This window comes from Pseudomonas sp. RC10-4-2 (assembly GCF_050433085.1).
GTDB classification, from domain to species: Bacteria; Pseudomonadota; Gammaproteobacteria; order Pseudomonadales; family Pseudomonadaceae; genus Pseudomonas; species Pseudomonas aeruginosa.
In genome coordinates this window covers 1,477,681-1,498,544 of the sequence record NZ_JBNPXX010000001.1, presented here as the reverse complement: position 1 = coordinate 1,498,544, position 20,864 = coordinate 1,477,681, and the positions used below count along the sequence as shown (strand labels likewise).

The 20,864-nt window shown below is 69.1% G+C and carries 19 protein-coding genes and 1 riboswitch; of the genes, 6 read left to right on the top strand and 13 right to left on the bottom strand.

All coding sequences use genetic code 11. From position 1 onward, the window contains the following. The first annotated feature begins 1 nt into the window (after window position 1). The 6 genes from atuC (at window position 2) to FHW81_RS06995 (ending at window position 8,605) form a co-directional block, all read left to right on the top strand. Window positions 2-1,618: a geranyl-CoA carboxylase subunit beta gene (gene atuC / locus FHW81_RS07020; RefSeq protein ID WP_003114738.1), complete on the top strand. Its 1,617-nt coding sequence runs from the start codon at window positions 2-4 to the stop codon at window positions 1,616-1,618. 116 nt (window positions 1,619-1,734) lie between these two features. Next, window positions 1,735-2,895, top strand: a complete 1,161-nt coding sequence (atuD, locus tag FHW81_RS07015; RefSeq protein ID WP_003101733.1) for a citronellyl-CoA dehydrogenase — start codon at window positions 1,735-1,737, stop codon at window positions 2,893-2,895. Between the two features lie 20 nt (window positions 2,896-2,915). Next, a complete protein-coding gene (gene atuE / locus FHW81_RS07010) occupies window positions 2,916-3,710 on the top strand; it encodes an isohexenylglutaconyl-CoA hydratase (protein WP_003143706.1) in 795 nt (264 codons plus the stop codon). Window positions 3,711-3,755: 45 nt separating this feature from the next. After that, window positions 3,756-5,741 carry a geranyl-CoA carboxylase subunit apha gene (gene atuF / locus FHW81_RS07005; RefSeq protein WP_003160590.1) on the top strand — a complete coding sequence of 662 codons (1,986 nt, stop codon included), beginning with the start codon at window positions 3,756-3,758 and terminating at the stop codon, window positions 5,739-5,741. Window positions 5,742-5,792: 51 nt separating this feature from the next. After that, window positions 5,793-6,617 (top strand): SDR family oxidoreductase, encoded by an 825-nt coding sequence (locus tag FHW81_RS07000; protein ID WP_003101741.1) that lies wholly within the window; start codon window positions 5,793-5,795, stop codon window positions 6,615-6,617. Between the two features lie 161 nt (window positions 6,618-6,778). Beyond that, window positions 6,779-8,605: a long-chain-acyl-CoA synthetase gene (locus FHW81_RS06995; RefSeq protein ID WP_003117644.1), complete on the top strand. Its 1,827-nt coding sequence runs from the start codon at window positions 6,779-6,781 to the stop codon at window positions 8,603-8,605. Window positions 8,606-8,618: 13 nt separating this feature from the next. Here FHW81_RS06995 and FHW81_RS06990 read toward each other — a convergent pair whose 3' ends face one another. The 13 genes from FHW81_RS06990 to cobG form a co-directional block, all read right to left on the bottom strand. Next, window positions 8,619-9,041, bottom strand: a complete 423-nt coding sequence (locus FHW81_RS06990) for a hypothetical protein (protein ID WP_003091000.1) — start codon at window positions 9,039-9,041, stop codon at window positions 8,619-8,621. A gap of 345 nt (window positions 9,042-9,386) precedes the next feature. Beyond that, complete coding sequence (sbrR, locus tag FHW81_RS06985; protein ID WP_033981080.1) at window positions 9,387-10,151, bottom strand: anti-sigma factor SbrR; 765 nt, start codon at window positions 10,149-10,151, stop codon at window positions 9,387-9,389. Then, window positions 10,148-10,732 (bottom strand): ECF family RNA polymerase sigma factor SbrI, encoded by a 585-nt coding sequence (gene sbrI, locus FHW81_RS06980; protein ID WP_031628350.1) that lies wholly within the window; start codon window positions 10,730-10,732, stop codon window positions 10,148-10,150. Before sbrI ends, sbrR begins: the two co-directional genes overlap by 4 nt. Before the next feature lie 328 nt (window positions 10,733-11,060). After that, window positions 11,061-12,500, bottom strand: coding sequence for a PLP-dependent aminotransferase family protein (locus FHW81_RS06975; RefSeq protein ID WP_003091003.1), 1,440 nt, complete (start codon window positions 12,498-12,500; stop codon window positions 11,061-11,063). 221 nt (window positions 12,501-12,721) lie between these two features. Beyond that, a complete protein-coding gene (locus FHW81_RS06970; protein ID WP_003107036.1) occupies window positions 12,722-13,090 on the bottom strand; it encodes a hypothetical protein in 369 nt (122 codons plus the stop codon). A gap of 85 nt (window positions 13,091-13,175) precedes the next feature. Next, on the bottom strand, window positions 13,176-13,814 hold the full coding sequence (locus FHW81_RS06965) for a response regulator transcription factor (protein WP_003091005.1): 639 nt from the start codon (window positions 13,812-13,814) through the stop codon (window positions 13,176-13,178). 193 nt (window positions 13,815-14,007) lie between these two features. Continuing rightward, entirely contained in the window at window positions 14,008-14,817 is an 810-nt protein-coding gene (locus FHW81_RS06960; protein WP_003091007.1) for an OmpA family protein, read from the bottom strand. Then, a complete protein-coding gene (locus FHW81_RS06955; protein ID WP_003091008.1) occupies window positions 14,817-15,176 on the bottom strand; it encodes a DUF4398 domain-containing protein in 360 nt (119 codons plus the stop codon). Before FHW81_RS06955 ends, FHW81_RS06960 begins: the two co-directional genes overlap by 1 nt. Beyond that, window positions 15,173-16,021, bottom strand: a complete 849-nt coding sequence (locus tag FHW81_RS06950; protein ID WP_003091009.1) for a substrate-binding periplasmic protein — start codon at window positions 16,019-16,021, stop codon at window positions 15,173-15,175. The genes FHW81_RS06955 and FHW81_RS06950 overlap by 4 nt, the downstream gene beginning before the upstream one ends. Before the next feature lie 69 nt (window positions 16,022-16,090). Further along, a complete protein-coding gene (gene cobJ / locus FHW81_RS06945; protein ID WP_012613915.1) occupies window positions 16,091-17,770 on the bottom strand; it encodes a precorrin-3B C(17)-methyltransferase in 1,680 nt (559 codons plus the stop codon). After that, window positions 17,763-18,515, bottom strand: a complete 753-nt coding sequence (locus FHW81_RS06940) for a precorrin-2 C(20)-methyltransferase (RefSeq protein WP_074241074.1) — start codon at window positions 18,513-18,515, stop codon at window positions 17,763-17,765. The genes cobJ and FHW81_RS06940 overlap by 8 nt, the downstream gene beginning before the upstream one ends. After that, window positions 18,512-19,138, bottom strand: coding sequence for a precorrin-8X methylmutase (locus tag FHW81_RS06935; protein WP_003107929.1), 627 nt, complete (start codon window positions 19,136-19,138; stop codon window positions 18,512-18,514). The genes FHW81_RS06940 and FHW81_RS06935 overlap by 4 nt, the downstream gene beginning before the upstream one ends. After that, entirely contained in the window at window positions 19,135-20,505 is a 1,371-nt protein-coding gene (gene cobG / locus FHW81_RS06930) for a precorrin-3B synthase (RefSeq protein ID WP_023100939.1), read from the bottom strand. The genes FHW81_RS06935 and cobG overlap by 4 nt, the downstream gene beginning before the upstream one ends. A gap of 90 nt (window positions 20,506-20,595) precedes the next feature. After that, window positions 20,596-20,846, bottom strand: a riboswitch (cobalamin riboswitch). Window positions 20,847-20,864 lie beyond the last annotated feature (18 nt).

The window sequence follows — 20,864 nt, the reverse complement described above, 5'->3', positions numbered from 1 at the left end:
CATGCCCGCGATCCAGTCGGAACTCGACGTCAACGGCGAGGACTTCGCCCGCAACCGCGAGGCCATGCTCGCCGCCGTGGCCGGCTTCCGCGAGTTGGAGCAGAAGGTCCTGGACAAGGCCGCCGAGGCCAGGCCGAAGTTCGAGAAACGCGGCCAGCTGCTGCCGCGCGAACGCCTGGCGCTGCTGCTCGACCCGGGCGCGCCGTTCCTCGAACTGTCCTCGCTGGCCGGCTACAAGCTGCACGACGACAAGGACGGCACCCAGGCCGGCGGCGGGATCATCGCCGGGATCGGCTACATCGCCGGGGTGCGCTGCCTGGTCAGTGCCAGCAACAGCGCGATCAAGGGCGGCACCATCTCCCCGACCGGGCTGAAGAAGACCCTGCGCCTGCAGCAGATCGCCATGGAGAACAAGCTGCCGGTGGTGACCCTCACCGAAAGCGGTGGCGCCAACCTCAACTACGCGGCGGAGATCTTCGTCGAAGGTGCGCGCGGCTTCGCCAACCAGGCGCGGATCTCCGCCATGGGCATTCCCCAGGTCACCGTGGTGCATGGTTCCAGCACCGCCGGCGGTGCCTACCAGCCGGGGCTGTCGGACTACGTGGTGGTGGTGCGCGGCAAGGCCAAGATGTTCCTCGCCGGGCCGCCGTTGCTCAAGGCCGCCACCGGCGAGATCGCCAGCGACGAGGAGCTCGGCGGAGCCGAACTGCACGCGCAGGTCGCCGGCACCGCGGAATACCTGGCGGAAAACGACGCCGACGGCGTGCGCCTGGCCCGCGAGATCGTCGGCATGTTGCCGTGGAACGCACAACTGCCGGCGCGCCCGGCGCGTTCCTGGCGTGAACCGCTGTACCCGGTGGAGGAGCTGCTCGGGGTGGTTCCGGCCGACCCGAAGAAGCCCTACGACGTCCGCGAGATCGTCGCGCGCATCGCCGACGGCTCCGAGTTCCTCGACTTCAAGAACGAGTTCGACGGCCAGACCGTCTGCGGCCACCTGCGCATCGAGGGCCACGCCTGCGGCCTGATCGGCAACAACGGACCGATCACCCCGCAGGGCGCGGCCAAGGCGGCGCAGTTCATCCAGCTCTGCGAACAGAGCAACACGCCGCTGCTGTTCCTGCACAACACCACCGGCTTCATGGTCGGCACCGAGTCGGAGCGCCAGGGCGTGATCAAGCACGGCTCGAAGATGATCCAGGCGGTGGCCAACGCCCGCGTGCCCAAGCTGACCCTGGTGGTCGGCGGCTCCTACGGCGCCGGCAACTACGCGATGTGCGGACGCGGCCTCGACCCGCGCTTCATCTTCGCCTGGCCGAACAGTCGCACCGCGGTGATGGGCGGTGCCCAGGCCGGCAAGGTGCTGCGCATCGTCACCGAGGAGAAACACGCCAAGGAAGGCAAGGAAGCCGATCCGAAGATGCTCGAGATGCTGGAAACCGTCACCGCGCAGAAGCTCGACAGCCAGTCCACCGCGCTCTACGGCACCGCCAGCCTGTGGGACGACGGCCTGGTCGACCCGCGCGACAGCCGCAGGCTGCTCGGCTACCTGCTGGATATCTGCGCGGAAGCCGAGGCGCGGCCGCTGAAGGGCAACAGCTTCGGGGTCGCGAGGTTCTGACTGAAACAGGCGAGCCGGCGACAGCCCCTCTCCCCGCTCTCCCTGAAGGAAGAGGGTTGGGAGAGAGCAAGCGGATCCTGCCGGAAAACAATGATGCCCAGGAGGAAAGACAACCCATGATCTTCACCCAGGAACACGAGGAACTCCGCCGCACCGTTCGCAGCTTCGTCGAGCGGGAAATCAACCCCAACGTCGACCAGTGGGAAAAGGACGGCCGCTTCCCGATCCACGAGATCTTCCGCAAGGCCGGCGAACTCGGCCTGCTGGGCATCTCCAAGCCGGAGAAGTTCGGCGGCATGGGCCTGGACTACAGCTACTCGATCGTCGCCGCCGAGGAATTCGGCAGCATCACCTGCGGCGGCATCCCGATGGCCATCGGCGTGCAGACCGACATGTGCACCCCGGCCCTGGCCCGCTTCGGTTCCGACGAGTTGCGCGAGGAGTTCCTCCGCCCGGCCATCGCCGGCGAGATGGTCGGCTGCATCGGCGTCTCCGAGGTCGGCGCCGGCTCCGACGTCGCCGGCCTGAAGACCACCGCGCGCAAGGACGGCGACGACTATGTGATCAACGGCAGCAAGATGTGGATCACCAACTCGCCGTCGGCCGACTTCATGTGCCTGCTCGCCAATACCTCCGACGACAAGCCGCACGTCAACAAGTCGCTGATCGTGGTCCCGATGAAGACCCCGGGCATTACCCTCAGCCCGCACCTGGACAAGCTCGGCATGCGCAGTTCGGAGACCGCCCAGGTGTTCTTCGATAACGTCCGCGTACCGCAGCGCAACCGCATCGGCGCGGAAGGCGCCGGCTTCATGATGCAGATGCTGCAGTTCCAGGAAGAACGGCTGTTCGGCGCGGCCAACATGATCAAGGGCCTGGAGCACTGCATCGACGTCACCATCGAGTATTGCAAGGAGCGCAGGACCTTCGGCCAGCCGCTGATCGACAACCAGGTCATCCACTTCCGCATGGCCGAGATGATGACCGAGGTCGAGGCGCTGCGCGCCCTGGTCTACCAGGCCACCGAGCTGTACGTGAAAGGCAGGGACGTGACGCGCCTGGCTTCCATGGCCAAGCTCAAGGCCGGCCGCCTCGGCCGCGAGGTCAGCGACGCCTGCCTGCAGTACTGGGGCGGCATGGGCTTCATGTGGGACAACCCGGTCTCCCGCGCCTACCGCGACACCCGCCTGGTATCCATCGGCGGCGGTGCCGACGAGATCATGCTCGGCATCATCTGCAAGCTGATGGGCATCCTGCCGGGCAAGAAGAAAGGCTGACGTTCCAGGAGGAAACCGGCATGAGCCTGCCGCATTGCGAGACCCTGCTGCTGGAACCCATCGAGGGCGTCCTGCGGATCACCCTGAACCGCCCGCAAAGCCGCAACGCCATGAGCCTGGCGATGGTCGGCGAACTGCGCGCGGTGCTCGCCGCCGTGCGCGACGACCGTAGCGTGCGGGCGCTGGTGCTGCGCGGCGCCGGCGGGCACTTCTGCGCCGGCGGCGACATCAAGGACATGGCCGGTGCCCGCGCCGCCGGGGCGGAAGCCTACCGCACGCTGAACCGCGCCTTCGGCAGCCTGCTGGAGGAAGCCCAGGCCGCCCCGCAACTGCTGGTGGCGCTGGTGGAAGGCGCGGTGCTCGGCGGCGGTTTCGGCCTGGCCTGCGTGTCGGACGTAGCGATCGCCGCCGCCGATGCGCAGTTCGGCCTGCCGGAAACCAGCCTCGGCATTCTCCCGGCGCAGATCGCGCCTTTCGTGGTCCGCCGCATCGGCCTGACCCAGGCCCGCCGCCTGGCCCTCACCGCCGCCCGCTTCGACGGCCGCGAGGCGCTGCGCCTGGGCCTGGTGCATTTCTGCGAGGCCGACGCCGATGCCCTCGAACAGCGCCTGGAGGAAACCCTCGAGCAACTGCGCCGCTGCGCGCCGAACGCCAACGCCGCCACCAAGGCCCTGCTGCTGGCCAGCGAAAGCGGCGAACTCGGCGCCCTGCTGGACGATGCGGCGCGCCAGTTCGCCGAAGCGGTGGGCGGCGCCGAAGGCAGCGAAGGCACCCTGGCCTTCGTACAGAAACGCAAGCCGGTCTGGGCCCAGTGAGCCACGACCGCGAAACAGGGCAACAGCCTCCAGGAGCCGAACGACATGCCCAGCTTCAACAAGATCCTCGTCGCCAACCGCGGTGAAATCGCCTGCCGGGTGCTGCGCACCGCCCATGAACTGGGCTACCGCAGCGTCGCCGTGTACAGCGAGGCGGACGCCGACGCCCGCCATGTGCAACTGGCCGACGAGGCCGTGTGCATCGGCCCGGCAGCGGTGGCGCAGTCCTACCTGAACCTCGAGGCGATCCTCGACGCCGCCCGTCGCAGCGGCGCCGAGGCGATCCACCCCGGCTACGGCTTCCTCTCCGAGAACGCCGAGTTCGCCCGTGCCTGCGAAGCCGCCGGGATCGTCTTCATCGGCCCGGATGCGGAAGCCATCCACCTGATGGGCAGCAAGCGCCTGTCGAAGATCGCCATGCTCGCCGCCGGGGTGCCGTGCATCCCCGGCTACGAAGGCGCCGAACAGGACGACGCGACCCTGCGGCGCGAGGCCGAACGCATCGGCTACCCACTGATGATCAAGGCCAGCGCCGGCGGCGGCGGCCGCGGCATGCGCCTGGTGGAGGAACCCGACCAACTGCTGGAGCAGTTGCGCACCGCACGCTCGGAAGCGCTGGGCGCCTTCGGCAGCGCCGAACTGATCCTGGAGAAGGCCGTGCTGCGCCCGCGCCATGTGGAGATCCAGGTGTTCGGCGACCGCCACGGCAACCTGCTCTACCTCGGCGAACGCGACTGCTCGGTGCAGCGCCGCCACCAGAAGGTCATCGAGGAAGCCCCCTGCCCGGTGCTCGATGCCGACCTGCGTCGCGCCATGGGCGAGGCGGCGGTGAAGGCCGCGGCTTCGGTCAACTACGTGGGCGCCGGCACCGTCGAGTTTCTTCTCGGCGAGGATGGCCGCTTCTACTTCCTGGAGATGAATACCCGCCTGCAGGTCGAACACCCGGTCACCGAACTGGTCACCGGCCAGGACCTGGTGGCCTGGCAGATCCGCGTCGCCGAGGGCCATCCGCTGCCGCTGCGGCAGGAACAGGTGGAACTGCGCGGGCATGCCATCGAGGTCCGCCTCTACGCCGAGGACGCCGGTCGCGGCTTCCTGCCGCAGACCGGCACGGTGCTGCGCTGGGACCCGGAACTGCTGCCCGGCGTACGCATCGACCATGGCCTGGTCGAGGGGCAGGCGGTGACGCCCTTCTACGACCCGATGCTGGCCAAGCTGATCGCCTACGGGGCGACCCGCGACGAAGCCCGGCGCAAGCTGATCCGCGCGCTGGAGCGCTGCGTGCTGCTGGGGGTCGACGGCAACCAGCGGTTCCTCGCCAACCTCCTGGCGCATCCGGACTTCGCCGCCGGCGAGGCGACCACCGCCTTCATCGGCGAACGCTTCGCCGAAGACCCCAGCCTGCAACCGCGCCAGCCGGGCGCCGAGGAACTGGCCCTGGCCGCCGCCCTGCTCTACCAGGCCGGCGCCGAGGCCAGTGCGCACCAGCCCGGCCTGGCCGGCTGGCGCAGCGCCGCCGGGGCACCGTGGAAGATCGTCCTGAAGCACGCCGAACAGCGCCTGGAGATCGGCCTGGACGTCCTCGAAAGCGGTCGCCGGCCGCGACTGCTGGCGCGCCTGGAGCGACGCGAGATCGCCGTGCGCCTGCTCGACTGCGACGGACGCTGGGCCAGCGCCGAACTCGACGGCATTCGCCGCCGCCACGCCTACCACCTGGACGGCGGGCGCCTCTGGCTATACGGCCACGGCGGCAACCTCGAACTGCTCGACGTCACCCACGCCGGCGCCAGCGCCCAGGTCGGCGCCAGTTCCGGCACGCTCAAGGCGCCGATGGACGGCGCCATCGTCGAGGTGCTGGTCGGCGAGGGCGAACGGGTCGGCAAGGGCCAACTGCTGCTGGTGCTGGAGGCAATGAAGATGGAACACCCGCTGAAGGCCGGAGTCGACGGCGTGGTCCGCCGCGTCCAGGTCGGCCGTGGCGAGCAGGTGCGCAACCGGCAGGTGCTGGTCGAGGTGGAAGCCGACGCCTGAGACACCCCGCCGCTCATCCGCAACGACAACGACAAGAAAACGGAGACGCCCATGTCACTGCACGGCAAGACCCTGTTCATCACCGGCGCCAGCCGCGGCATCGGCCGGGAGATAGCCCTGCGCGCCGCGCGCGATGGCGCCAACCTGGTGATCGCGGCGAAGAGCGCCGAGCCGCATCCGAAGCTGGAAGGCACCATCTTCAGCGTCGCCGCCGAGGTCGAGGCCGCCGGCGGCCAGGCCCTGCCGCTGCAACTCGACGTGCGCGACGAGCAGGCCGTGGCGGCGGCCATGGCCCGCGCCGCCGAACGCTTCGGCGGGATCGACGCGCTGGTCAACAACGCCGGGGCGATCCGCCTGGTCGGGGTGGAGAAGCTGGAGCCCAAGCGCTTCGACCTGATGTACCAGATCAACACCCGCGCGGTGCTGGTCTGCAGCCAGGCCGCCCTGCCCTACCTGCGCAGGAGCGCCAACGGCCACATCCTCAGCCTGTCGCCGCCGATCAACCTGGCCGGCAGGTGGTTCGCCCAGCACGGCCCCTACACGGTCACCAAGTACGGCATGAGCATGCTTACCCTGGGGATGCACGAGGAGTTCGGGAAATACGCCATCAGCGTCAACGCGCTGTGGCCGAAGACCATGATCGCCACCGCCGCCATCGAGTTCGAGCTGGGCAGCCGTGACGCCTTCCGCCGCGCGCGCACCCCGGCGATCATGGCCGACGCCGCGCACGCCATTCTCACCAGCGAGGGGCGCAGCCTCAGCGGGCGCCTGCTGGTCGACGAGGAATTGCTGCGCGAGCGCGGCCAGAGCGATTTCGAGCAGTACCGCTACGACCCGGAGGGTGGCGCGCTGGTGCCCGACCTGTTCCTCGACTGAGGTCTCCGACGAAAGGCGCGCGGCGCTCTGCGGCGGGCTTCCGGGCTATTTGCCGAAGTGCCCCGGGGCGACCGCGCAACGGTCATAGCCGAGGCGGCGGCTGCGGTCTAGAGTCGCGGGAGCGTCCTACGCCCCGCACAACAACGACAAGCGCGAGAGCCATGACCCACGCCGACCTGATCACTTTCAACCGTTTCGTTGCCCGCCTGCCTGCCACCTTCGGCCGCGTGCCGCGCATGCTGCGCGGCCTGTACTACACCGCGATCCGTAACCGCGAGAAGAGCCTGTCCCTGGGCTGGGCGCTGGAGCGCGCAGCACGCCTGTACCCGGACAACCCGGCGGTGCTCGACGGCCAGCGGCGGATCAGCTACGCCCTGTTCAACGGCTGGGCCAATCGCCTGGCGCGCGCCTTCAAGGCCGAGGGCGTAGGCCACGGCAGCGTGGTCGCGGTGATGCTGGAAAACCGCGTCGAGCTGCTGGCGATCCTCGCCGCCCTGGCCAAACTCGGCGCCATCGGCGCACTGGTCAACACCACCCAGCGCGGCAAGGTCCTGGTGCACAGCCTGAACCTGGTGAAGCCCGGCCACTTCGTGGTCGGCGAAGAGTTGCGCGAGGTGTTCGAGGAAGTCCGCCAGGAGGTGCTCGGCAACGCCGGCCATTGCTACTGGGTCGACGACGGCGACACCCTCGGCGATCCCGGCTCGCCGCCGATGGGCTGGCGCAACCTGATGCGCCTGGCCCAGGGACAGACCTCGGAGAACCTCGAGGACACCGGCAGGGTGCGGCTCAAGGACTCCTGCTTCTACATCTACACCTCCGGCACCACCGGCCTGCCGAAAGCCTCGATCATGAGCCACGGCAAGTGGATCAAGGCCTACGGCGGCTTCGGCCATTCCGGTCTGGGCCTGGGCCGCGACGACGTGCTCTACCTGACCCTGCCCTGCTACCACAACAACGCCGTGACCGTCTGCTGGAGCGCGGCGCTCGCCGGCGGCGCGGCCATGGCCCTGCGCCGCAAGTTCTCCGCCAGCGGTTTCTGGAAGGACGTGCAACACTACCGGGCGACCTGCTTCGGCTACATCGGCGAGCTCTGCCGCTACCTGCTGAACCAGCCACCGTGCGCCGAGGAACGCGGCAATAGCCTGACCTGCATGATCGGCAACGGCCTGCGCCCGTCGATCTGGGCCGAGTTCAAGCAACGCTTCGAGATCCAGCGGATCACCGAGTTCTACGCTTCCAGCGAAGGCAACATCGGCTTCACCAATGTATTCAATTTCGACAATACGGTGGGCTTCTCCCCAGCCACCTACGCCATCGTCCGCTACGACCTGGAGAACGACCATCCGGTGCGCGACGCCAAGGGCTTCATGGAGAAGGTCGGCAAGGGCGAGGTCGGCCTGCTGATCAGCGAGATCAGTGCGAAGTGGCCGTTCGACGGCTACACCGATCCGGCCAAGAGCGAAGCGGTGATCCTCCGCGACGTGTTCAAGAAGGGCGACGCCTGGTTCAACACCGGCGACCTGATGCGCGACATCGGTTTCAAGCACACCCAGTTCGTCGACCGTCTCGGCGACACCTTCCGCTGGAAGGGCGAGAACGTTTCCACCACCGAGGTGGAAAACGCCCTCGGCGCCTTCGACGGGGTCGAGGATGCGGTGGTCTACGGCGTGGAGATTCCCGGCACCAACGGCCGCTGCGGGATGGCCGCGCTGCGCCTGGCCGATGGCGTCGAACTGGACCGCGACGCTCTCGCCGCGCACCTCGACCGCGAGTTGCCGGCCTATGCCACACCGGTGTTCCTGCGCCTGCTGCGCGAAGTCGAGACCACCGGCACCTTCAAGTACAAGAAGACCGACCTCAAGCGCGACGCCTACGATCCCGCGCGGGTCAGCGACAAACTCTTCGTCAGGTTGCCCGGCAGCGCCGGCTACCAGCCGCTGGACGCGGAGCTGTACCAGGCGTTGCAGGAGCAGCGCTACCGCTTCTGAGCACCGTGGCGGCCTACTGGCGGAACTCGAACTGCAACTCGGCCCCTTCCAGGGGCCGCGACACGCCCAGTTCGCGGTCGCGATAGAGCAACTGGCCGTTGAGGCGGAAGTCGCTGTCGTCCTTTTCCTCGAACATCGGCGGCAACAGCGGCTTGGGCTTATGGGTCTCTTCCGTGCCGGGCGGCGCCATCTTCTGCACCAGTTCCTTCGGCAGGCGCAGGTCCAGCTTGGCGCTCGGCAGCGGCTTGCGTACCTCGGGGTCGAGACGAGCGGTGGAAGCGCGCTTCGCCGGCGCCGGCTTGTCCTTGGCGACCGGCCTGCTGGCCGGCTTCGGCGGCGCAGCCGCAGGCTTCGGCTTGGCCGGCGGCTTGGGTTCGGCAACCTGCTCCGCGGCTGGCGCGACCTTCTTCGAAGCTGTTTTCGGCGCGGCAGGCACGGCAGGCGCTGGCTCCGCTCGTGCAGGCTTCACTGGCTTGGCAGGGGCGCGCTGCTCCTGCGGCGGTGCTTCCGGGGCTTTCTTTTCCGGTGCCTTGGAGCCGTCATCGCAGGCCGCCAGGAAGCAACCGAAAAGAACAACGACGCAAATTCGGCAAAGACGTTTCATAGTCACGCAGGTATGGCCAATTGCGGCAATGCTGACGGCAGACTGCAACCAAGGCAAGGGGTCACTATCGTCATCCTGGCACTCTCTCTGTTGTTCGCCCCATGTCTAACCTGTCATGCGCGGATAACCGCTTGATGTCAGCCCGCGACGCCGCCGCCGCGTCGCGGGCCATGGTCGTCACGGCCGTTTCTTGGCGCTCGCGGCTATCGTCGCGAGGCGTTCCAGTCGTTCCACCAGGTTCTCTCCGGGGAAACGTTTCTGCAGCTCGGCCAACTGGGTCGCGGCCTGCTCCGTCTTGCCCTGCTCACGCAGGGCAAGGACCGCCCCGAGCGCCTCGTCGAGCACCTCCGGCTTCACCGCAACCGCCTTGCCCCTGGCCTGGGCGACGAAGTCGCCGGCCAGCGCCGCCTGGACCTTCGCCTGCTGCGCGGCCTGGGCCGGCGGTCGGTCGGCCAGGGCAGCCGGAGCCGCCGGCGCGGCCTCGGCCATCAGTTGCGGCGCCTCCCCGGACGATGCGTAGCTGGCCAGCAAGGCCGGGGGCTCCGACATCTCGCTGGACAGCGGAGCCGGCGCCGCCGGCGCGCGCATGGCCCGCTTCGCCGCAGCGGCCCCGGCGACTCCGTCGCGCAGGGGCACATCGCTGAACGCCACTTCGGGGCGGGCCTGGCGCTCGGCGTCGTCCAGCACGTTGTGGCTGACCAGCCCCAGCACCAGCGCCACGCCCAGCAGGCTGGCGAAAGCCGCCTGCCAACGCGGCCTGCGGGAGGCTTCCAGCCAGCGCCGCCACCAGGACCGGGCGGGTTCGACATGCGCCGCCTGGCGTCGCGCGGCGGCGAGGATCGCCTGGTCCAGCGCCGGCGCCGGCTGCTGCGACGCGTGGGCGCGGAAATGCGCCAGCATCTGCTCTTCGGCGACGCTCGCGGAATGCTTCTGTGGGTTCATACCGCCACCTCCTCGGCCAGCAGCCGGCGCAGCTTCTGCACCGCGTAGCGGAAACGGCTCTTCACCGTCTCCAGCGGCGACTGGGTGAGCGTGGCGATCTCGGCCAGTTCCAGTTCGCCGTGGGCGCGCATCAGGAATACCTCGCGCTGTTCCTCGGGCAGGGTCTCCAGCGCGCTCTGCAAGCGCTCGCCGTCGCGGCTCAGGCTGAGCTGCTGCTCGGGGCCGGCGCCCTGGTCGGGTTGCGCGTGCAACTGTTCGTCGTAGCTGTCCTGCAACGGCTGGCGCTGGCCATGCTTGCGCCAATGATCGATCAAGCGGTTGCGGGCGATCTGGTAGAGCCAGGTGCGGAAGCTCGCCCGGCCCTGCGGCTGGCTCTCGCTGCGGATCAGGCTGAGCCAGGTTTCCTGGTAGATCTCGTCGGCCAGTTCGGTCTGTCCGGCCAGGCCGCAGAGAAAACGGTAGAGACCTTGCCGATGGCGCTGGTAGAGCACCTCGAAGGCCGAGCTGTCGCCCTTGCGGTAACGCGCCAGCAGCGTTTCGTCGCTGCCGGCGGCCGTCGTGGCGCTGGTGGAGGCATGCATGCCGCTGGTCGACTCCTGTCCTGTGTCAAAGGCGACCGAGAGCAGGCTCATCGGCCACATCCTTCGCGGCACGCATCGGCGTCGCCACGAAACGCCCGGGCCGTCGCCAGAAGCGCGGCCGGAGCGGCTATCGGTAGACATTTTCCAGCGTCGGACAGTTCGGCGAAAGTGCCGGTCCGGATGGAAGCCGGGAAAAACATCGAGACGACCTCGTCGTGCAGCGGAGATACCCGCTGAGACGAAGCTGTCGGTGGATTCGGGTTAATCCCCGGGAAAATTCTTCGCGGACTGTCGCGGGGCGCCCCTCAGCCAGGGGAGCGCCTCGCGCTCAGGCGGCGATAAGGCCTTCCTGGCAAAGCTGCCCGGCAAGCATGCCGAGGGTCATGATCGCCCGCTCCGCCTCGCGGTTCCAGGGAATCCCGCAGGTCAGCCGCAGGCAGTTGTTGAACTGCTCGGTGTTGCTGAAGATCAGCCCCGGGGCGATGCTGATGCCCTGCTCCAGGGCCCGCACGTGGAGTTCCTTGGTGTTGACCTTGGCCGGCAGGCTGACCCAGAGGATGAAGCCGCCCTTGGGCCGGGTCATCTGCGTACCTTCCGGGAAGTACTGCTGCACCGCCAACTGGTAGGCGGTCATGTTCTTCCGGTACTCCTGGCGGATGTAGCGCAGGTGGCGGTCGTAGCCGCCGTTCTCCAGGTAGGCGGCGACGCCCATCTGGGTCACGGTGCAGGCCGAATGGGTGGTGAAGGTCTGCAAGCGACGGATCTCCTCCTGGTAGCGCTCGGCGATGATCCAGCCGATGCGTACGCCGGGCGAGATGGTCTTGGAGAAACTCGAGCAGTAGATCACCCGGCCGTCGCGGTCGTGGGACTTGAGCGAGCGCGCCTGGCCCTGGTCGAACATCAGTTCGCCGTAGATGTCGTCCTCGACCACCCCGATGTTGTGTTCGGCGGTCAGTTTCAGCAGTTGCTTCTGGCGATCCTCGGGAATCGTCCCGCCGAAGGGATTGCTCAGCCGCGCGGTCAGCACCAAGGCCTTGATCGACCACTGGTTGGCCGCCAGTTGCAGCGCTTCAAGGCTGATCCCGGTGCGCGGGTCGCTGGGGATCTCGATGACCTTCAGGCCCAGCACGTCGGCCAGTTGCAGCAGGCCGTAGTAGCTCGGCGACTCGGTGGCGATCAGGTCGCCGGGACGGGTCAGCACCCGCAGGGCCATGTGGATCGCATCCACGCAGCCGTGGGTGATGGTCACCTGCGACGGGTCGACCACCACGCCGGCGTCGCGCATGCGGATCGCCACCTGCCGCCGCAGCGGCTCGAAACCGGGGCTGAACATGTAGCTGAACGCCCGTGGGCTCTGGAAGCGGGTGACCTTGGCCAGTTGCTGGTGCAAGGCGCGCACCGGCAGGTAGTCCACGTGCGGCACCGCCGCGCCGAGCGGGAATACCCCTTCGCGGCGGGACTCGGCGAGCACCTGGTTGATGATGCTGCTGCGGGTGACCAGGCCGGGACGCTCGACCCGCGCGATATCCGGGGTCGGCGCGGTCAGCGCCGGGGTGCGGTGGACGTAGAAGCCGGATTGCGGACGGGCGCGGATCAGTCCCTGGTCCTCGAGGGTGGCGTAGGCCTGCAGCACGGTGGCGTGGCTGACGTTCAACTGGGTACTGAGCTTGCGCACCGACGGTACCCGCTCGCCCGGCTGGTAGACGCCACGGCGAATGTCCTCGGCCAACTGCTGGGCGATGCGTTGGTAAAGCAGCAGATTGGTCATGGCGGGTTTTCCTCGGCGATTGAACCGAAACAGTAGCTCAATTCGTGAAACTGCTCCAGAACAGTTCGGCCGACAACCAGGCATACAGTCGCAAAACTGTACGGGTCGGTCGCAGAGACGGCGCGTTCGCGAGAAAAAGAAAACCCGGTCGGTCGCCACCGGCCGGGTGCGGGCGGGAAACAGTCCGCCAAGAGCCGCCTGGGGAGCGGCCATAGGGAAAGTCAGAAACGCAACGCGTCCGCCGCCGCGCTCTCGCCGGTCAACGCTTGCCAGGCGAAGGGGCTTGGCGCCAGGCCGAGATCGCCGAACAGGCGGTAGTCCGGGACGGCGGCGGGCTGGCGGGCGGCCGGGGAAAAATCATCGCGGCCGAGGCGGGTGACCAGAACCCGGGCCTGCACCTGCAACGCCACCAGGCTGAGGCTTTCCCGCGCCGTGCAGCCCGCCTCGCCGCACGCCACCGGCGAGTCCTCCAGCAGGAGTTCCTGGCGGCGTGCTTCGGCAACCGCGCGGAGTTCGGCGGCGAAGGACGGCTGGCACAGGCTCAGCAACAACGGCAGGACGAAACGGGCAAAGCGGGGCTGGCGGATCATGCGGATTCCTCGGCTGCGGCGGGATGGCTCCCGGGGGCTGGCGAGGATTGTTCCGCAACTGGCGGTCGAGATGTTTCGAACCCGGTCAGGCGAGTTCGTGGAGCCAGTTCATCACGCCCAGGGCGATCAGTTCGGCGTCACTGTTGAGGCCTATCTTGACCATCGCGTTCTTCTTGTGGGTGCTGATGGTCGACACGCTGCGCATGGTCCGCTGGGCGATCTCGCTGACCGTGTCGCCACGCGCCAGGCGCCGGAGGATGTCCACCTCGGTGGGGCTCAGCGGCTTGCCGGTATGCCGCTGCGGGTGCAGGCCGGGGTCGAGGAAGGTCTGTCCGAGCGCCATGCACTCCAGCGCCGCCTTCAACGTCTCCAGCGGGCTGCGCTTGCTGATGTAGGCCGAGGCGCCGCTGCGCAGGACCGCCTTGGCCAGCAACGGCGCGCTGAACACCGAGTAGACCATCACCTTCATTTGCGGGCAGTGCCGGGTCAGCCATTCCACCAGGTGGATACCGTCGCGGCTGCGCTGGCCAGGCAAGCCCAGCTCGGTGATCAGGATGCTTTCCGGCGGCAGGTCGGCCAGGCGCTCCACCAGGCTGTCGCTATCGCCGACCACCGCCAGCACCTGGCGTCCGCACTCCTCGCTGAGGTAGCGCTGCAGCGCCCACTGCATGACCGGGAAGGAATCGGCGATCACCAGCCCCGGCAGGGTTTCGTTCGAACTCATTGCGCCTCTCTACTCGTTATAACGAAATACAAGGTGCTTATGCTGCACGGATTGCTGCTCGAACTAGTTCGATCCCGATGATAGCCCGCTCTTGCGCAAGGTCTGACAGAGAAATCCGGCGCCACCCGGTTCGCCAGGCGAAAAAAGCCCCGGACCCTTTGGGGTACCGGGGCTCCCTGCGGCAGCGCGGGACTCAGCGCGGCGCGCTGAGCTGGCCCTTGTCGTTGGAGAAGACGATCTCCACCCGGCGGTTCTGCGCCCGCCCCCGGTTGGAGGCGTTGTCGGTGACCGGGAAGGCTTCGCCGTAGCCGACCACCTGCATGCGCGCGGGATCCACGCCGAGATCGGCGAGCACGTCGGCCACCGCCTGGGCGCGCTCGCGCGACAGGTCGAGGTTGGCCTGCCTGTCGCCGACGCTGTCGGTATAGCCTTCGATGCGGATCACCCGCCGCGGATTGAGCTGGAGGAACTGCACCAGCTTCAGCGCGGTGCGGTTGGCCGCCGGCTTGAGTTCGGCGCGGTTGAAGTCGAACAGCACGTCGCCAAGGGTGAGCACCAGGCCACGCTCGGTTTCCTCGGTGCTGAGACTGGCGATCTCCTCGCTCAGGCGCTGGCCCTGCTCCTGCACGCTGAGCAGCTTGGCTTCGCGCAGGGCCAGTTGCAGGCGCTCGCGCTCCAGTTGCAGGCGGGTCAGGCGCTCCTGGTTGAGGTTGAGCAAGGCGTGCTGGCGAGCGATCTCGCTGTAGCGCTGGCTCAGGTAGGCATACTGGATCACGTCGCTGCTGCTGCCCCAGTAGCTGGACAGGCGTTCGGCGCGGGCCAGCGATTCGCCGGCGCGGATCACATCCTTGGGCGCCGCGCGGAGCACGTCGGAATCTTCCTTGACCTGGTCGAACTCGCTCTGCGCCTTGGCCAGCGACTGTTCGCTGAGCTTGTGGTCGGCGCAGCCAGCCAGCGCGGCGCAGGCCAGCAGGGTGGCGAAGAGAGTCGCTTTGCCCGGCATCAGTCGGTCTCCCCCAGTTGCTTGCGCAGACGTTTCAGGCTCTTGTCCAGCTCGCCGAGCTGGTCCTTGCTCTTCTGCGTCAGCACCTTGGACTCGGCGAGGCGTGCGTCCAGCTCGGCCTGCTCGGCCAACAGGCGCGCCTTCTTGTAGGACTCCGCGGTCATCGCGATCTGCGCCGCGGCGTACTTGTCCTGGGCCAGTTTCAGCTCGGCCACGTCGTCGGTGGCACCCACCGCCTTGGCCTGCTCCAGCGCCTGTTCGGTCAGGCGCATCTGCTCCAGCGGAGCCGGGTCGTTGCTCGCACAACCGCTCAGGGTCAGCGCGGCGAGGCCTGCGGCCATCATCCATCGAATGCTCACAAGTCACTTTCCTGCGTAGTCGAACTGGCGCCGGAAGCCGGCAATTGCTGGGCTTTCCAGCGTTCGAGATTGTCCTGCAAGAGCGTTACGGGAACGCCGGCAGCCGACAATTCTGTCATCTTTTTCGCCAGTTGTCCGCGCAGCCACGGATCGTTGCAGGCGGAGTTGTGCGACAGCGTCAGGTACAGCCCCTCGCTGCTCAGCACCGGTTCCAGCGCCTCCAGGTCGTCGGCCATGCCCAGCGCCTCGACCTGGGCCTGCCCGGGCAACGCCTGGTAGAGGAGGAACTCGCTGCGCTTGAGCATCAGGTCCTGCAAGCCCTGGGTCAGGCTCGGCACCGGCTTCAGGTCGAGACTGGCCTTGGCGAAGCGGTCGAACTCCTCGCCCAGGCTGCTGCCGGCCAGCACGCTGCCCTTGTGCCCGATCAGGTCGTCGCGGCCGATGAACGGGAACGCGGCGTCCTTGTTCACCCAGACCACCCCGCTGGTCATCAGGAAGGGCGGATGCACATAGTCCATGCTGCCGAGCCGTGCCAGGGTCAGGTAGGCCCCGGCGAGCAGGTCGGCGCGACCGCTGGTCACCTCTTCCTGGGCCTTCTCCCAGGAGCCGCTATAGAGCACGTCGATGCGCACGCCGAGCTCCTTGCCCAGGCGCTGCAACAGGTCGGCATTGGCTCCGATCAGGCGCTTCGGATCCTGCGGGTCGCGCCACAGGTAGGGTGGGTACTCCGGGTTGCCGGTGGCCACCAGGCGCTCGCAGGAGCCGGCCGCCGCGGCCAGCCCCGGAACGAACAGCGCCGCCAGCAGGATGCCGGCCAGGCGGCACGGGGAACAGCGAAAGGACATGGATTCAGGCTCCGCGGTACAGGGATGCGCGCAGCAGTCTGCCACATTTCCGCGCGCGCTCCCGCCCCGCTATTCCGATGGGTACCAGCGCGGCGTGTAGACCCAGGCTTCGCCGTCGGCGCGCGGGAAGCTGCGGGTAGTGGACGAGCCGATGATCACCAGGGTGCGCATGTCCACCTGCTCCGCACGCAGCTCGCCCAGGGTGGTGCGCAGCAGGCGCTCACCGGGCCGCCCGATGTCGCGACCGAGCACCACCAGGGTCTGCGGCGAACGATGGCGGGCGACGATCTCCAGCGCCCGTCCCAGTTGCCAGGGCCGCGCCCGCGAGATCGGATTGTAGAAAGCCATCGCCAGGTCGGCGGCGCCGGCCAGGTCCAGGCGCCGCTCGATCACCTCCCAGGGCTTGAGGTTGTCGGACAGCGACAGCACGCAGAAATCGTGGCCCAGAGGCGCCCCCGCCCTGGCCGCGGTGGCCAGGGCCGCCGAGACGCCAGGGAAGATCCGCAGCTCGACCGCGTCCCAGGCCGGCTCGCCAGCGCCATGCAGGGCTTCCAGCACCGCGGCGGCCATGGCGAACACGCCGGGGTCGCCGGACGATACCAGCACCACCGCCCTGCCCGTCGCCGCCAGTTCGAAGGCATGCCGGGCGCGCTGCAATTCCTCGCGGTTGTCGCTGCCATGCAGCACCTGTCCGGCGCGGAAGGGTCCGGCCATGTCGACGTAGGTCTGGTAGCCGAGGATGTCCTCGGCCTCGTCCAGTGCCCGCCGCGCCGCAGGCACCATCAGCTCGGCGCAGCCGGGCCCCAGGCCGATCACTGTGAGTCGGCCGCGACGCTGGCCGATGCGGTCCATCGCCAAGGGCGCGGCGGCCACCGCCAGCCGGTCGCCGACCTGCTCGGCGGCGGGCAAGGCCTGGCGCAGGCGCGCAGCGGGATCGGCCTGCGGCAGGAAGCGCAGCGGTACGCCGAGCGCATCGGCGGCGGCCTGCAGGCGCGGATCGGCCATCCGCGCGCTGTCGGCCAGCAAGCCGCCGAGCGCCGCCGCGGCCAGGCCGGCATCGACCAGCGCCTGGCGCACCGCGTCCGCCGCCGCGTCGGCAGGTTCGAGCGCCGCCAGCACGCAGCGCGGATGGATCAGCAGTTCCTCGGCCCGCGGCGCACGCGCCGAGGGCGTCACGTGAATCGCCAGCGCTGCCTCCGGGTCGCGCGGCAAACGGGCCGCGTCGAGCCAGTCGGCGGCACCCTCGACGCGCACCGGCTGGCCACCGAGCAAATCGGCAACGAAGCGCTTGCCCTGCTCCAGGTCGGTCAGGACATAACCGGCGGGCGGGTTGAGCACGCAGGTGCCGAAGCGCAGCTCGCCGCTGGTGGTGATCGCCGGCGCCACGGCCAGCACCTCGCCGATTTCCCGCGCCAGCCGGTTGACCCCGGCCAGCCCGCCGAGCAGCGGCACCACCGCGCTACCGTCCTCGGCCAGGGCCAGCACCGGCGGCTCCGCTCCCTTGCGTTGCAACAACGGCGCCAGGCTGCGAATGACGATGCCGGCGGCGCACAGGGCGACGATCGGGCGGTCGGCGCAATACAGTTCGCGCAGGGTGTCGCCGAAGTCCGTATAGGAACGGTCGGCCTCGACCCGCCCGGCGAGCCCGTGGACCAGCGCCCCGGGATAGCGCGCCTGGACCCGCCGCGCGGTATCCAGCGCGCCCTGGCCGAGGATGACGATGGCCGGAACCTGCTGGGCGTCACTCACCGCCGGCCCCTCCCTGCCACTTGTCGCCGGGGACGACGATCAGCGAGAAGTACGGCGAGGCCATCGGCTCGACCCGTTCCAACGGCACGATCCGCTGGTTGGCCATGGTCGCCCGCTCGACGTACAGCGCGCGGCGCTCGAGGCCAAGCTCGACCAGCACGCGGCGGACCTTGTCGAAATTGCGTCCGAGTTTCATCACCACCGCCGCGTCGGCATCCGCCAGGCGCCGGCGCAACTCCTCCTCGGGCAGCACTCCGGAGAGCACCGAGAGGCTCTGGTTGCGGTACACCAGCGGCGCACCGAGCACCGCCGCGCCGCCGAGCATCGAGCAGACGCCAGGCACCACCTCGCTTTCGTAGCGCGTCGCCAGGCGGTCGTGCAGGTACATGTAGGAACCGTAGAAAAATGGGTCGCCCTCGCAGATCACCGCCACGTCGCGGCCGGCGTCCAGGTGCGCGGCCAGTTGTGCGGCGGCGGTGTCGTAGAAATCGCTGATGATGGTCTCGTAGCACAGCGGCGGTTCCAGCTTCTCGGTGGTCACCGGATAGACCAGCGGCAGGCGCACTTGGGCCTGGTCCAGGTGCGCCTCGATGATGCCGAAGGCGTTGCCCTTCTTGCCCTTGGCCACGAAATAGCCGACTACCGGCGCCGCGCGCAGCAGGCGCAGGGCCTTGAGGGTGATCAGTTCGGGATCGCCGGGCCCGACGCCCAGGCCCAGCAGGCGGCCCTTCACGACACTCATCATTCGCGCTCCGTGGCCAGGGCGTTCACCGCCGCGGCGGCCATGGCGCTGCCGCCACGGCGACCGCGGACGATCACGTAGGGCACCCCGCGGCTATCGGCGGCGAGCATCTCCTTGGATTCCGCGGCGCCGACGAAGCCGACCGGGAAGCCCAGGATCAGCGCCGGTTTCGGCGCGCCGGCGTCGAGCATTTCCAGCAGGTAGAACAGCGCGGTCGGCGCGTTGCCGATCACCACCACGCTGCCCTCCAGGTGCTCGCGCCAGTGCTCCAGGGCCACCGCCGAGCGGGTATTGCCGAGTTCCGTGGCGAGCGCCGGCACGTCCGCTTCGTTGAGGGTGCAGATCACCCGGTTGGCGGCGGGCAGCCGCGAGCGGGTCACGCCTTCGGCGACCATCCGCGCGTCGCAGAGGATCGCCGCGCCGGCGGCCAGCGCGGCGCGGCCGGCGGCGCCGGCGCCGGGCGAGAAGCGCAGGTCGTCGACCACGTCGACCATGCCGCAGGCGTGGATCACCCTGACCGCGAGCTTTTCCAGGTCGGCCGGGATGCCGGCGAGGTTCGCTTCGGCGCGGATGGTGGCGAACGACTGGCGATAGATCGCCTGGCCATCGCGGATGTAGTCAATCATGCGGGTTTTCCGGAAGTGGGCTGGGAAGGCAGGGCCGCCAGGTAATCGGCGGCCGTGGCGAAAGTCAGGCGGCTGGCCAGCAACTGGCCGAATCCGGGGTGGCATGGGTCGCGCCGGTACAGTTCGTAGAACCCGCCGCTGCGCGCCAGCAGGGTGAGCGGCGCGCGGTGGGCAGCGGCGCAGGACCGTTCGCAGCCGCACAGGTGCAGTTGCGGCAGGTCGCTGCGCGGGCCGAGGCGTTCGGCCAGGCGCAAGGCGTCGCCCTTGGTGTCGGCCAAGCCCCTGGCGCAGGCGCTGGAACCGCTGCAGGCGATCAGCCGCGCCAACGGCGCGTCGGGCTCGGTCAGCAGGCCGAGTCCGCGCAGGCCGAGCAGCGCCTGGTGGGCCTCGGCCTGCGCCAGGTTCGGCAGGAGCACGCCTTGCCAGGGGGTCAGGCGCAGGCTGCCGTCGCCATGGCGCTCGACCAGCTCGGCCAGGCCTTCCAGGCAAGCGCTGTCGAGCCGGCCGAGCGGCGCCGCCGCGCCGACCATCGCCAGGCCCGGCTGGCGTTGCGGCTGGACGCCGAGATGACTCCACGCACGCCCCGGCGGACGCCGCCAGGCCGCCACCCGCTCGTCACGCCGCAGAGGGAAATCCAGGCGCGCCTGCAAGGCCTCCAGCAAGGATTCTCCGGCCAGCTCCTGCAACAGGTGGCGCATCCGCGTCTGTTGCGGCTGGGCGCGTTCGAGGAACAGGTCGAGCAGCGCCAGCACCAGGGACTCGCCCCGCTCCGCCGGCAACGCCGCCAGGGGGCGGTCGCGGGCCGGGCAGCCGGCGAGTCCGAAGACCAGCGTCGCGGTCGGCGCCGCGGGCATCGGCGAGAGCCAGATGTCATGGGGATGTTCGAGCATCGCCAGGTCTTCGCCGCCGTCCAGCTGGATGGCGAACTTGGCCGACAGCGCGTGGTAGCGGCTGTCCGCCTGGAGCCGCAGCAACAGCCGAGCGGCCAGCGGGCGCACGTCCAGCGACAGGTGCGGATCGAGCCCGGCGGCCGGGCTGAGCATCAGGTTGCGCACGTCGTCGGCGCCGGCCAGGGACCCATGCCGGGGACCGAGGCCGGCGTCCAGCAGGCGGCGGACGAGCCGCTCTTCCTCGCCGCGACGGACGCCGCGCAATTGCAGGTTGGAACGGTTGGTCGCCTCGATCACGCCGCTGGCGCAATCCCGCGCCGCGGCCGCCACGGCGCGTGCCTGGGCGGCGTCCAGGCGACCGGCATCGAGCTTGATGCGGCAGATGCCGCCGTCCAGCGCCTGGACGATACGCAGCAGGCCGGGACAGGGTGACGGACGTGGTACGGGCAGGGGCGCCGGGGTCTGGTCGTCGTTCAAAAACGCTACTCGAATCGGCGTCGCGGCGACCGCACCGCTGTCCCCCAGGGACAGACCACGGCATCGGTACACCCCGCCCGATGTTGGCACTCGCGACTGGTTTCGGCGGCAGGTCTCCTGGCTCGCAGCCCGGCGTTCCACCCGGGGGAGGAACCTCCGCTTCGCGCCGCCTTCCCGGTAATCCAGTGGCGAATGGCGCGAATACAGGCTGCATACAGTTGCGGGGGCAGCCACGGCTAGGCCCGGGCTTCGAAAAGACCGCGGCTCCGTGTTCCCTCTTCGGCCCTCGTTGGCCCCGCGCTAACGCGAAAGGGCCGGGCACCGACGAACGCGCTATTATGCCGCCCAGCCCGGGGCCG